Annotated in this window: 17 protein-coding genes and 1 pseudogene; 9 read left to right on the plus strand and 9 right to left on the minus strand. The window is 47.0% G+C overall.

Annotated features, from left to right (window positions below; translation table 11 throughout):
* Positions 1–2: 2 nt before the first annotated feature.
* The 5 genes and pseudogenes from QT996_RS10175 to QT996_RS10195 all read right to left on the minus strand — a co-directional run bounded on the left by QT996_RS10175 (position 3) and on the right by QT996_RS10195 (position 3851).
* Complete coding sequence (locus QT996_RS10175) at positions 3–536, minus strand: hypothetical protein (protein WP_333046303.1); 534 nt, start codon at positions 534–536, stop codon at positions 3–5.
* 189 nt (positions 537–725) lie between these two features.
* Positions 726–1799, minus strand: a complete 1074-nt coding sequence (locus QT996_RS10180; protein ID WP_333046305.1) for a glucose-1-phosphate thymidylyltransferase — start codon at positions 1797–1799, stop codon at positions 726–728.
* 284 nt (positions 1800–2083) lie between these two features.
* Entirely contained in the window at positions 2084–2794 is a 711-nt protein-coding gene (locus QT996_RS10185; RefSeq protein ID WP_333046306.1) for a M15 family metallopeptidase, read from the minus strand.
* Between the two features lie 45 nt (positions 2795–2839).
* Positions 2840–3064: pseudogene (locus QT996_RS10190) on the minus strand (DUF433 domain-containing protein).
* Positions 3065–3188: 124 nt separating this feature from the next.
* A complete protein-coding gene (locus tag QT996_RS10195; protein ID WP_333046307.1) occupies positions 3189–3851 on the minus strand; it encodes a class I SAM-dependent methyltransferase in 663 nt (220 codons plus the stop codon).
* Between the two features lie 187 nt (positions 3852–4038).
* Between QT996_RS10195 and QT996_RS10200 the strand changes: the two genes are divergently transcribed.
* A complete protein-coding gene (locus QT996_RS10200) occupies positions 4039–4509 on the plus strand; it encodes a MarR family transcriptional regulator (RefSeq protein ID WP_333046308.1) in 471 nt (156 codons plus the stop codon).
* A 163-nt stretch (positions 4510–4672) separates the two neighbouring features.
* Entirely contained in the window at positions 4673–6346 is a 1674-nt protein-coding gene (locus QT996_RS10205) for an efflux RND transporter periplasmic adaptor subunit (RefSeq protein ID WP_333046309.1), read from the plus strand.
* Positions 6347–6493: 147 nt separating this feature from the next.
* On the opposite strand, the gene QT996_RS10210 is transcribed toward QT996_RS10205, so the two are convergent.
* Positions 6494–6943, minus strand: coding sequence for a hypothetical protein (locus QT996_RS10210; RefSeq protein WP_333046310.1), 450 nt, complete (start codon positions 6941–6943; stop codon positions 6494–6496).
* Between the two features lie 59 nt (positions 6944–7002).
* Here QT996_RS10210 and QT996_RS10215 point away from each other — a divergent pair, with 59 nt between their 5' ends.
* Entirely contained in the window at positions 7003–7293 is a 291-nt protein-coding gene (locus tag QT996_RS10215) for a hypothetical protein (RefSeq protein WP_333046312.1), read from the plus strand.
* Here QT996_RS10215 and QT996_RS10220 read toward each other — a convergent pair.
* From QT996_RS10220 to QT996_RS10230, 3 genes are all read right to left on the minus strand, one after another.
* Positions 7279–7428, minus strand: coding sequence for a hypothetical protein (locus QT996_RS10220; RefSeq protein WP_333046313.1), 150 nt, complete (start codon positions 7426–7428; stop codon positions 7279–7281). The genes QT996_RS10215 and QT996_RS10220 overlap by 15 nt on opposite strands.
* A gap of 62 nt (positions 7429–7490) precedes the next feature.
* Positions 7491–8000: a DUF6714 family protein gene (locus QT996_RS10225; protein WP_333046315.1), complete on the minus strand. Its 510-nt coding sequence runs from the start codon at positions 7998–8000 to the stop codon at positions 7491–7493.
* Between the two features lie 511 nt (positions 8001–8511).
* Positions 8512–8796 (minus strand): DUF433 domain-containing protein, encoded by a 285-nt coding sequence (locus QT996_RS10230; RefSeq protein ID WP_333046317.1) that lies wholly within the window; start codon positions 8794–8796, stop codon positions 8512–8514.
* A gap of 444 nt (positions 8797–9240) precedes the next feature.
* Here QT996_RS10230 and rpmH point away from each other — a divergent pair, with 444 nt between their 5' ends.
* From rpmH to QT996_RS10260, 6 genes are all read left to right on the plus strand, one after another.
* On the plus strand, positions 9241–9378 hold the full coding sequence (rpmH, locus tag QT996_RS10235) for a 50S ribosomal protein L34 (protein ID WP_006632320.1): 138 nt from the start codon (positions 9241–9243) through the stop codon (positions 9376–9378).
* A gap of 42 nt (positions 9379–9420) precedes the next feature.
* Positions 9421–9825, plus strand: coding sequence for a ribonuclease P protein component (gene rnpA / locus QT996_RS10240; protein WP_333046318.1), 405 nt, complete (start codon positions 9421–9423; stop codon positions 9823–9825).
* Complete coding sequence (locus QT996_RS10245; RefSeq protein ID WP_333046319.1) at positions 9797–10189, plus strand: PH domain-containing protein; 393 nt, start codon at positions 9797–9799, stop codon at positions 10187–10189. The genes rnpA and QT996_RS10245 overlap by 29 nt, the downstream gene beginning before the upstream one ends.
* 203 nt (positions 10190–10392) lie before the next feature.
* A complete protein-coding gene (yidC, locus tag QT996_RS10250) occupies positions 10393–11541 on the plus strand; it encodes a membrane protein insertase YidC (protein WP_333046320.1) in 1149 nt (382 codons plus the stop codon).
* 11 nt (positions 11542–11552) lie between these two features.
* On the plus strand, positions 11553–12026 hold the full coding sequence (locus tag QT996_RS10255; RefSeq protein ID WP_333046321.1) for a R3H domain-containing nucleic acid-binding protein: 474 nt from the start codon (positions 11553–11555) through the stop codon (positions 12024–12026).
* 98 nt (positions 12027–12124) lie between these two features.
* Positions 12125–12637 (plus strand): YceD family protein, encoded by a 513-nt coding sequence (locus tag QT996_RS10260; RefSeq protein ID WP_333046323.1) that lies wholly within the window; start codon positions 12125–12127, stop codon positions 12635–12637.
* The last annotated feature ends 50 nt before the right edge of the window (positions 12638–12687 follow it).

Raw genomic sequence — 12687 nt, forward strand, 5'->3', positions numbered from 1 at the left:
CTTTATTTTTGTCGATCGAGCAATTGAGCGGTAATCTTCTCTAAAATAGCAGTATGTTGCTCCTGCACTGCTTTAATTTGCTCTATTTCCGACTGAAAGGCTGCGATCGCTCTTTGTTGAGTCTCAAGCTGTGCTGTAACTTCGGGAGATCTAGTGCTGAACTCCGATTTAATTTTTTTCTCTAGAGTTTGTTGATTTTCTTGCAATTTTTGCAATTGTGTGCTCAAGGTGTGTACTACGCGAGTATTAGCAAAATTGTAAATTACTTGTCGTTCTAGTACGGGTCTGAGCAATTTTCGGACTATTTTCCTAACTGCAATGACTACCGAACCTAGCTGCCTTTGATAAGAAGTAATCGGAACGTTGTAAATGTCAAAGCCTGTCTTCAGAAGGGCGATGTCCTCGTCATCTTCATTGTAGGCGATCGCACTATTTTGTCTTCCCGACAGCGACGGCTCAACAATACCAATTCGCGGCTCCAAAGTTTGCCGCAATTTATCTATAATTTGTTGAGTTGGTATTTCTTCGTACTGCAAACTTTCTTCTCCTTTAGATAACTTACTATGACTTATTGTGGAACAGGCATCTTGGCTGCTTGAATAATAATTGTAACTAATTGTGAACAGGATCTTGCCTGTTCAAGGGCGGGCAGGATGCCCACCCCCAAGAAAATTCATCTCTTGTTAAATCAGGATTATTGCTTCCGATAGTGGCAATATCTCAATTTAAACTAGCTCAATTTGACTGTCATCACCAATCATAAACCGCAGAGCTTTTGGACGGGGGGGCGCATTGGTTAGTTGAGCTCGCTGCCCGATCACGCTGTCTACAATTCGCTGGTGAATGCCAACTATTTTTGCCCCTTGCAATATTACACTGTGTTCGATATCAGCATCAATCATCGTTACGCGATCGGCAATACTGCTGTAAGGCCCGATAAAGCAATTTTCAATGCGGCAATTTTCCCCAATTACCACTGGGCCCCGAACTGTAGAATTAATTACCTCCGTTCCTTCGCCTATTTGCACTCGCCCGATAATTTGACTTTTGGCGTCTACTTTTAATTCAGTTGAAGCTACGATACAGCTATCTAAAATGATTTGGTTTGCACTTAGCAAATCGTCTTTTTTCCCCGTATCCAGCCACCAACCCTCTAAATTGCAGGCTTCTACGTGTTTCTCCTGATTGATGAGCTGTTGAATGGCATCGGTAATTTCGAGTTCGCCGCGGGGCGAAGGTTGAATTTGATCGATCGCCTCATGGATAGTAGGAGCAAAAAAATAAATTCCCACCAGTGCTAAATTTGATGGCGGAACTTTTGGTTTTTCTACTAACTGCAAAACTCGTCCATTTTCATCAACTTTGGCAACACCGAAAGCCGAGGGATTGGGAACTGGACGCAACAAAATCAGAGCGTCTAGTTTTTGCTTGTTAAAAATCTCTAAAAACGGATCTAGCGGATTCTCAATTAAGTTATCTCCCAAATACATAATAAACGGAGAATCGCCCAAAAATGGTCTGGCAATTTTCACCGCGTGAGCGAGTCCCGCCGGCTCTGCTTGCAAGATATAAGTAATTTTGGCACCGAAGCGAGATCCATCTCCTGTTTTCGTCTTCACCTCTTCCCCGGTTTCTGGACTAATAATAATCCCGATATCCGTAATCCCAGCCGCCACAATTCCTTCAATTCCGTACCACAGTATCGGCTTATTTGCTACAGGAACCAACTGCTTAGCACCCGTATAGGTGAGGGGACGCAAGCGTGTTCCTTTGCCGCCAGAGAGGATGAGTGCTTTCATTGGGTGAACTCTGAGTTATCCTTTAGGGTTTGCGGTGCTGACTTGATGTGCCTGCACTTGTTCGCTCTTGTTGATTTTAAAGCACGGCTACCCTGCTGGCAATAGTTGTCGTGTATCCTGATACAAATGATTTATTTTGTTCCAACTTTTATAGTCCGGGACGCACAGAGTGTCAGAAACCAGGTTTATTGCGACAGGAAGCAGTTAAAAGCTGAGTTTTTTTGTCAATAAACCCCTTTCTCAAGGTTGCGAGTGCGTCCGTCCAGATTTAATTGCATAGCCTTTTAATAGCGGCCATATTGGGCAATCAATTGGCTACCACTATTATTTTGATTTGTCAACCAAGCCCACATCTGATCCCCCAGACAAAAATGCCACCATTCGTTAGGATGCTGCTGAAAACCCGCATTTATCATCGCATTTTTTAAGATTTGCCTGTGACGGTGATATTGCTGTTCTCGTGGGTGATTGCTGTTAGCAAAATAATCTGGATAAGAACGTTCTGATATTTCATCAATCGGAGAACCCATATCAAGTCGCCGATTATTTTCATCGACTAAAGTTATATCTAAAGCAGCACCTGTACTGTGAGGAGGAGGCGTCGCGCGATCGAGGCTGGGTACTGCCCAAAATTGATATACGTGTTCTATAATAACTTGACGTTTGTCTTCGGGAACCGGAAATTCGCAGCCTTGAGCTAAAGCAATTTGATTAAAAGTATAATCCACCATAAATTGCTGGACTTCGATCGGCCGATAAGCATCAAATATCAGAATTTTCCACTTGGGATCATTTTGTTGTAAGTGGGTTTGAGCGGCGATTAAACTATCTACAACTCCTTGTCGCAAATAGTAAGGCGAATCTGCTTTGCTGTTGTCATAGGGAGCACCCAACTTTTGATAAGGGTGCGGGATTTCAAAGGCAAAATGTTCTGGTGGAATAGGGACTAAAGGTTCGCCACATTCGTCGATCGCTATTTGCTGATATGGTTTCATATCAAGGTGTTACCCTACTTTATGATTGCTGATGACCTACAATACTCAGTATATGCTTTTCACTTGAGTCAGCCGCGCGGCAAATAGCAAAGCAGCTAGAATATCCTCATGTTCTAAATCATCATAGTCATCTATAATTTCTTGAGAATTCATACCAGAAGAGAGTCATTCAAGAATTAACTCTACTGGATATCGGACACCGCCACTACATGGTTTTCCGTGATGGATATTGGGATCGAGTGTGATGCGCTGCAAAAGTTGGTTTTCCATATTTTAGGAGCAAATATTCAATAGATCCTAACCTAAAGAGCGTAGCTTTTGATCGGTTTGTAGTAAGGACTTTAGCGCTTTCAATCTCTACCTAAAGTCCTAAAGTCCTTACTGCCAAATAATCCTAACTTTGGCGGTAAGCAACTACCGCATAAAACGGATCGCCACTTCCTATTCGCAGCATTTGCATAAAACTCGGCAAGTTAGGCTTGCGAACAATTACTTCCGGCTTGCTAAATCCGGGTATATTCGCTCCTTTGACAGAATCAAAGTAACCCTTGACTAATTCTACCCGATCGCCCTCCGAACCTTCCCGCCAAGCCGCGATCGCCTTTTGATAAAACATCCGGTTGGAAAAGCTCATAATTGCTACGCCACCAGGCTTCAATATCCGGTGAATCTCGGCAAAAATCGCATCCGGGTGCTGCAAATACTGTACGGAAACACAGTTGACAACGGCGTCAAACTCTGCATCTGCCAGCGGCAGTTTAGGATTTGCGTTCAAATTCTGCACGAAATAATGATTCAGTCTGCGATTTTTTGCCAACTCTTCTTCATTCATGCCATGCCCTTCAACATGGGCAAATTGCATCTCGTCGGGCAAGTGAGAAACCCAACTGCTCATCATATCAAAAATCCGAGTATTCGGTTTCAGCCGTTCCCGATATAAATCGGTAAGTTGCTGGATGAATCCATCGTCTACGTGAGTCACAAACCGGGGATAGGAGTAGAACAAATTGTCGTCGGTGTCGTCTAACTTGGTGCGTTTGTCGGCTGGAAGCAACATAAATTCAGATCGCAAACTAGATTTACTCTTTCTAGTTTAAGAACAATAAGAATTGTTAACATATCCGGCAGAGGGGGGATTCCCGGTTTTAGCGTAGCAGTTGAGCGCAAAAAAACCTGCTGGTACCCCCTTGACATCTCCCCAAAAGGATCTTACACTAATAATACGAACGCTAAGTAATAAGCCGATGGTTACTACATCCACTGTCGATCGTACACATCTAGCTCAGTGGCACGACATTCTCGCCCCCCACAGCCTGGGCTACCGTCTCAAACTTCTGGCACAGCTAGGCAGTCGCAGGCTGCAAGAGGTACTTGAACCCTTTGGCTTGACACCTTTTCACTGGCTGGTACTGTGCTGCTTGTGGCAAGAAGACGGTTTGCCGACTTCCAGCATTGGCGACAAACTGCAACAGGTAGGCGGAACGCTGACAGGCGTGCTCGATCGCATGGAAGAAAGAGGCCTAGTCCGCCGGGAGAGAGACACGCGCGATCGCCGTATATGGCGTATTTGGCTGACAGACGCAGGCACGGAACTGCAAGAGGTATTGCCCCCGCTGGTAGCTAAAATCCGAGATCGAGCTGTCGAGGGAATTTCACAGACCGATCAAGAACTCTTTTCCCAACTGATCAATATCGCGATCCTCAACCTCTCCTAAACCGACAAATCAATCTTTTGAGTGAAGTGCAGCAGCATCTACCTCCACTACATTAAAAATAACCGTAAAATACTACGCACTCTTAAAAAAAGCCGTCTTACTAAATAAAAACTACGTACCCTAAACAAACGACATCTTACTAAAGTATTAGGAGTCAAATACCATGAAAGGCCCAAACGAAATCAACCCAGCAGAATTCAACGGTAACGGCAAAGCAGTCGGTGTATTAGAAAAGCCGATCGACGACAGCATCGCTAAAAGCCTACCAGTAATCCCCGCCCCAGAGACACAAATCAACGCCCCCGCCGAGGTCAAAACAGGCGCAGAAACAGAACTCCAAGCACCCCTGCCGGCTGCAACACCCAAGAAAAAAGCCCCGAAAGCGTTGATATTAGCAGTGCTGGGCCTAGGGGCGATCGCGGCAGGCAGCTTCGGCTACCGCTACTGGCAATACGCCTCCATCCATCAAGAAACCGACAACGCCACAGTTGCCGGACACATCCACCAAGTCAGCAGCCGCGTCAACGGTACTGTCGCCGAAGTCTTAGTACAAGACAACCAACAAGTAAAACCCGGACAACTGCTAATCAAACTCGACCCCCGCGACTACCAAGTTAAAGTCCAACAAGCCCAAGCAGCCTTAGAAAACGCTCGCCGCCAAGCCGAAGCAGCGGAAGCAAATATTTCCCTAGCCTCTCAAACCAGCCAAGGCAAAACAGCCCAAGCCCAAGGAGACATCGGCAGCGCCAACGCTGCCATTTCCACCGCCCAAGCAGCAATTAGAGAAGCCCAACAAGGCGTACCCGCAGCCGTTGCCACAGTCGCTGAAGCAGAAGCCGGCGTACCCGCCGCGCAAGCCAAAGTCGCCCAAGCCGAAGCCGGAATTCCGCAAGCTCAAGCTAAAGTGAGGGAAGCCGAAGCCGGTATTGCCGCAGCGCAAGCTCAGCTAGTACAAGCGCAAGCTAGTCTCGTTAAAACGCAAGCCGATTATAAACGGTACGAAAGTTTGCAACAAGAAGGTGCGATCGCCCGCCAGCAACTAGACGCAGCGAGAGCCGCCTACGAAGTAGCGCAAGGCCAAACCACCGCAGCCCAACAAGGAATTGCCCAAGCTAGAGCGCGGTTAGCCCAAGCTAAGGAAGGCGTAACCGAAGCTCAAGCAGCAGTAGCCCAAGCTCAAGAAGGGGTAAAACAAGCTCAATCCCAAGTAGCGCGCGCCCAAGTCGGTGTCGCCAGCGCTCAAGCTAAAGTCGCCCTAGCGCAAGAAGGTATCAGCACCGCCGAAGCAAAACTTGCTGCATCAAAGGGCGGATTGCAACAGGCGCAAGCTACGGGCGAGCAAACTAAAGTCAGTCGATCACAGTATGATGCTGCTAAAGCTGCGATCGGGCAATCGGAAGCGTCGGTTAAAGACGCTCAACTGCAACTTTCCTACACGAATATCACCGCTCCCGCCGCCGGACAAATCGGCCGCAAATCGGTTGAAGTCGGGCAGCGGGTGGAGCCGGGAACTCCGTTAATGGCGATCGTCAGTAACGATTTGTGGGTAATTGCCAACTTCAAAGAAACGCAACTGGCAAACATGAAACCCGGCCAAAAAGTAGAAATCCAATTAGATGCTTTTGGTGGTCGCAAGTTTGAAGGTCATCTCGATAGTTTCTCCCCTGCTTCTGGCGCTCAATTCTCCTTATTGCCTCCCGATAATGCTACGGGCAACTTCACCAAAGTTGTGCAGCGGATTCCGGTAAAAGTTGTGTTTGATGCCGAAAGCATTAAAGGCTATGAATCGCGAATTGCACCGGGGATGTCTGCAACGGTAAATGTGGAACTGAAATAGTCATTAGTCATTAGTCATTAATGGTAGGGTGCGTCGCCACCTTGAATCCCTCAACAAAATAGACCCTCGATGAGCGACGCACCTTACCATTAGTCAGCAGATAACTGGTTGCCTTGCCCGATGTTACTTGTCCGGTTGAACAAAGGATTAGCCCGGATATTTTTTAAGCTGGGTGGGCCATGCACCTCGACCGTTGCCGCCTTTGAAGAATACGCGCCCGTTCGGTTGAATTGATGAGATAACAAACTCTTGTTCAAAGGTGTGGAATTCGTTATTCAGTTCAAATCTCGATATTTTGATAACGCGATCGCCCGGTTTCAGGTTGAGTGCAGCAATTGCATCTTGGTTTTTTGAAAATAGCGCTTCGCCAATCTTTGCGCTTGCCACCCGTTTCGTATTAGTGCTTACATCCTGTCCGATAGAGGTAGCAAATACTATTTGGCGTTCGGTTGCATTCTGTGGAGGCTCATGCCCTATCGCTATTGCTACTGCGTCTAAAAGCCTGGCTGCTGCTACGTCAAATGTGTCCGCCGAAATGTCGAGGCCGAGCAGCTTGGCTAGTTCTTTTTGTTCCTGTGATGAACTCTTATTTGACATGGTTGGATGCGGGCTGACTTATAATCGACTGCTTAGGAAAAGGAATTATTATTCTTGAATTGTACAAACTCGAAAATGGCGTTTATCAACTACAAATTGGCGAACCTTACAGGATGCCGGAAGTGGGTTTGGGAATAGGGCGCTATCGGGGTTTGGTAGGTGGGTTGTCCCAGGAGATTTTAAGTTGGTATGACGCAACGGGCGATCGCGAACTAACTCCTGAAGAGCGGGAAACACAACGCACAGAGCAAGAGCGACAGGCCAAGGAACAAGCCGAGCAACGTGTAGAACAATTAGAGGAAATGCTGCGCTCGCAAGGTATCGAGCTCGATCGATTACTGGATGTATAGGATAGTAGGTGCGACAACTTTGTTTAGGGCTTTGGTGGTGACAATGCTGTGCGGTTCGCTCGCAATCTTGCGGTACTTCAGGGCGATACAATCGATTTCGCCGTGGGCTTCGGGAGGAACCGGACGTATTACCATGACACTACCGGACTCGCGCTGACTGCGCCTTAGCAGCGTGGCTCTGATTTTTTAGCGTTTGGTTAGGCCGGTCTCTCCACCGTCGGTTCTGAATTCCAGTAACCCCCAATAGCCTGGTCAAGTTCCAGACCCTCCAACTCGTACTCGTACTCATCGCGGAGATAAACTAGCACATCCTTGACACATCGCCGTTGAGGACTGTCGAGGATCGAGAACCGCTCCTGGTTGTACTCGCATAAGTTCGTGAGCTGAAACATCAGACTCTCCAGCACATCGCCCGCATCCTCACAATCGAAGTCGGTAACGGCTAGGGACAGGTACGCCGGCAGATGGAAGCGGAGGCCAGTCGCATCGTAGAAGGACAGTGCCCAGCGAAGCTGGACCAACGCAGGGTCGCCGACCAGCTTGCGCCAGTCATGCTTCTCGTCCAGTAATCTCGCCTCCTGTCGCGCTGAGGGACCTTCGTAGAGGTCGATGAGCGTTGTCTCGTGGAGGCTGACTCCGTCACCGAGTTCGACGCCACGGAACGCGCGAGCGATGGTGTCGAGCAATTGTTGTTGCCGTTGGGACATTCAGAATCTCCTTTTCTTAATCAAGTTCGGCCCACCAACGGGGGTCTGATTTTTTTGTCTATGATTAACTACTCTACTAACACTCCTACAGGTTTAACCCTTGCAACTTGATGCAGTGTATCCGATCGCACTAACAATATCGCTATCCAAGTAACTCAGCCAGTTTTCCTGTTGGGATTTAACATTTTGCACGAAGGATTTCAAGATACAAGCGATCGACCTTATTGAGTCTTGATTTGAAAAATCGGCTTTGTTTTCCTCTGGCGGTGCTCCACTGGGTTGTTGAGAATCATTGATGCTGTAGTGGTTGAACCCAGTCAACTCAATGAAAGTTTTTGCTGGTGCTGGTATCCTTTGAAATGCCGAGCGCGAAAGTTATTGAGGAACCACTGAATCCTTTGCCCCAGACAGCATCAGAATAGGAGGCAGCGGACTAATATAGTTAGTGTTGGATGGAGCGTTTGACCCGTAGGTAACTATTGCCATTAGCTTACTCAATAGTTCCGGCGAATTAGCACTTCACGTGGTTGCGCTCTTCCCAATACTGCCGAGTTTCTTCGGCTGATTTCAAAATTTCTTGATCCTGGGCTTCTACATCTGTCTGGTGCGCTTCAATGTAGGAAATGGCAGCGCGCAGCTGCTCATCTGTAAGGTTAAATACATCACGAATGAATTTAGGGGGATACTGGGCTTTGAGATGATCTATTACATCATAAAGGGTGATGCGTGTCCCCGCGATCGTCAGCCCCCTTTCTGTGCGGACGATAGTCACTTTTCCATTAGGTTGTGAAGTCATATCTCTAACCCTCCAAAAACTACATCCATATTATCTTGCTAAAAAACACCGCAACCGATCGCCCTTGCAATATCATCCGTGTATGCGTGCTATCCGTGTCGTGCGGTTGTTCTGTTTTCTTTCTTTTGCACGAAGGGCGATCGAACTTTGTTCAGCAAAGGCACTTAGCTGTTTACTTCACCTCAATTTCATGATTGTTTTTTAAACATCCAATTCTTTTGGCAATGCTTTCAATAGATGTTAGCTGTTCATAACCCCGCAGCACGTAAAAGAAGTCTGGGTTCTAGCCTTTACCAATCATTCAAGGCTGCGATCGCAACTTCACTCTTACTCTCATTACATATCAACCCATAAAAATATTATTGCCAAGAAAACCACTCTATGGTAAACTAGAAGATTGTGAATATTAATCAAAAGTAAAGTAACAAGCCGGGAGAAATCAAAATGACACAGCAAACCCTGCACGGAACCAGCCGCAAAAGAAAAAGAACATCCGGTTTTCGCGCCAGAATGCGTACCGCAACCGGTCGATTGGTAATTAAAGCTCGCCGCAGCAAAGGTCGCCACCGCCTTGCAGTTTAGCACTGCATCAAGGTAGAGAGACCTCAACGATCGCCCTACGCCATGTTGCCCGAGACAAACCGACTTAAGCACCGAAAAGACTTCAGCGCCGTATACCGCAAGGGAATGCGCCGTAACTCGGCCCATTTCAGCTTAAGAGCTCTGCGTAAACCCAAAAGCGTCGAAGTAAGCAAACCGACAGCCGAAAAATCCTTGCAGCCCACTCGCACAGGTATTTCCATCAGCCTGAAGGTTAGCAAACGCGCTGTAGTCCGCAACCGGATTAAGCGTCAGATTCGGGCAGCTTTGCGACACCTATTGCCCCGATTAAAATTCGGGTGGGATTTAGTAATTGTCGTGCGTCCGATCGCACAAGAGTGCAATTATGCAGAAATTCTGCAAGAATTAGAGCAGTTGTTGGTAGAAGCCGAGGTACTAGATGGGAATTCGAGAGGAAGTATATTATGAAGGCGGCCCCGCGCCGGGAGACTTGATTATCAACTTACTCCTGGGGCTGACTGTGGTGGGAATCCCCCTAGCAGTAGGAGCAATTGTCCGGGCTCTGTGGCTGCGGTATCGGATCACGAGCCGCCGAGTGTCCGTAACTAGCGGTTGGATGGGGGGCGATCAGACAGACGTTATCTACTCAGATATAGTCAAAATCGTCACAGTACCTCGTGGTTTCGGGAGTTACGGAGACATGGTACTCACCATGAAAAATGGCAGCCGCTTGGAACTAAGAGCTATGCCGAAATTTCGAGCCCTGTATGACTACATTAACGAAAAACTGCCCGTAGCCGCTCAAAAAGCAAACGCGGCCGAAGCTAAATAAGCCAACCGCTTCGCCCTCAAATCAGGGTAAAGTAAGTGCGAGTATTGGCAAACTCATTACAACAAACCCGCATACCGGGCAGTCGATCGACGGGCAATGTCCTAAGATAGAGACAAAACCCTAAAAATTGAGGCGGCTCGCCTTCAGCGGGTAAAAATAGTTCTCAACAGCAAACATAGAGCACCTAAATTAACTCAAAGCGAATGGATTTCGGTATCTCGTTTCTCTCCAACAACCTCATGCTCCCGATCCTAGATTTTTTCTACGGGATCGTGCCAAGCTACGGTTTAGCGATCGTAGCTCTGACGCTCGTGATTCGCTTTGCTCTTTATCCTCTCAATGCAGGCTCTCTTCGCAATATGCGGCGCATGAAAGTAGCGCAGCCGTTGATGAAAGAGCGAGTAGATCAAATTCAAAAACTTTATAAAGAAAATCCTGCAAAACAGCAGGAGGAAATGAGCAAAGTATACAAAGAATTTGGTAATCCTCTAGCAGGATGCTTCCCGTTGGTTCTGCAAATGCCAGTGCTGTTTGCACTGTTTGCAACGCTACGGGGTTCGCCGTTTTCGGACATAAATTACAGCGTCAACGTTCAAGTTTTGCCGAAAGAACAAATCGAAACTGTTCAACCGCAAGCTTTTGCTACACCGCCACAAAATATTTACGTCACAGGTACTTTTCATGCTCCTGTTGTGGGCATAATTCCAGGCGGCGACAAACTCGCAGTCGGCGACACAACCAAGATTAATTTTCAAACCCCAGAGGGCAAACCTCTCACAGCGCTAGCTGCAGAAAATAAGAGCGAAATCGACTTTGAACCCCGGTGGAAAGTCATCAAAGGCGAAGAACTGGTCAAGGTAGATGAACAGGGCAACATCACGGCCTTAGCGCCCGGTGAAGCCACAGTTCAAGGCACAATCCCCGGATTGGCTACTAACAAAGGATTCCTGTTTATTGAAGCTCTAGGCCGCGTTGGCGCGATCGACTCAGACGGTACAATCCACTGGGATATTTTGGTAATGATCCTGGGCTTCGGCATCAGTTTGTATATCAACCAAACCCTTTCAGGACAAGCACAAGGGCCAAACGACAACCCCCAACAGGCTACAGTCAACAAACTGACGCCAGTCATATTTTCAGGGATGTTTTTGTTCTTCCCCCTGCCCGCCGGCGTGTTGATGTATATGCTGATTGCTAACATCTTCCAAACAGTTCAATCGTTTATTTTGTCGCGAGAACCGCTGCCCGAAAACCTCCAAAAAATAGTGGACGAAGCAGAGGCGAAAACCCAAAAAGAACAAGGATTAGATGCACTTCCCTTTGAGCCCAAGCGTTCTAAGAAAAAGGCTTGATTTTAACAACAATGAAAGACTCTCAAATGCAGCGCGGACAGGCATGGTTAGAAGAATTGCTACAACTGTCCGCAATTCCTTCAAAAGTGGTATGCGAACAACAAGAAGATTGCTATTGGATGACAATAGATGAAAGCAATCTGACTAGAGAACAAGTGGCAATCTTAGTCGGGCCAAACGGTAATGTAATAGATGCCATTCAATACCTCTGCAACACGGTTCAGAATATAGGTCAGGAAGTAGAGGAGTCAATTCCTTATACTATTGAACTAAATGGCTATCGTATCCGCCGTCAAGAGGAATTGCGCTCGATGGCAGAGTACGCAGCAGACCAAGCCCGATCGACGGGAGTTGAATTTGAACTCAAATCGCTGTCTTCTGCAGAACGCCGTCAAGTCCACAGCTTTTTGAGCGAATGTGAGGACATAGAAACTTACAGTCAAGGACAAGAACCCGATCGGCGTTTGGTAGTGCGGCTGCGCTGACGCTAAAGAAGGAAGAAGGAAGAAGGAAGAAGGAAGAAGTTAAAAAATTAACTATTCCTTTTGACCTTTGAATTCAAGAAGTAGGAAGGCGAAAGATTATGGAGACAATTTATATCCCTCATCTACTCACAAAAACAGAGCGGAAAGAGGTCATTGATTTTGAAGAATTTATCCCCGATTTAGAAACTCTTACTCCGGTGCGAGGACGACTGCAAGTGACTCACCAAGGGAATTATCTTGAGGTGAAGGCGAAAGCAGAAACAATAGTTACTCTCACCTGCCACAGATGCTTGAAACAATACAATCATCGTTTGATCCTAAACTCATCGGAACTAATCTGGCTCGAAGAAACAGCAAATCCAACAGATTCAAGTTCAGCAGAAATAGAAGTGGCTTTAGAAGATTTGGTGGAAAATTTGTCCCCGGGTGGCTATTTCTCTCCGGGCGATTGGGTATACGAGCAAATGTGCTTGGAACTGCCGCATAAACAGATATGCGATACTGAATGTCCGGGAATTTCTTTAACTGATGATGCAAATACAGAAAGCTCAGAAACAGTCTCAGACAGTCGCTGGGCGTCTCTGGAAGCACTTAAACGGCAATTGCCTTAGTCAGTTGGCAGTTGGCAGTTGGCAGTTGGCAGTTGGCATTAGCTAATAAC

Origin of the sequence: Microcoleus sp. S13C4, assembly GCF_036700865.1 — a bacterium.
In the GTDB taxonomy this organism is placed as follows: domain Bacteria; phylum Cyanobacteriota; class Cyanobacteriia; order Cyanobacteriales; family Microcoleaceae; genus Microcoleus.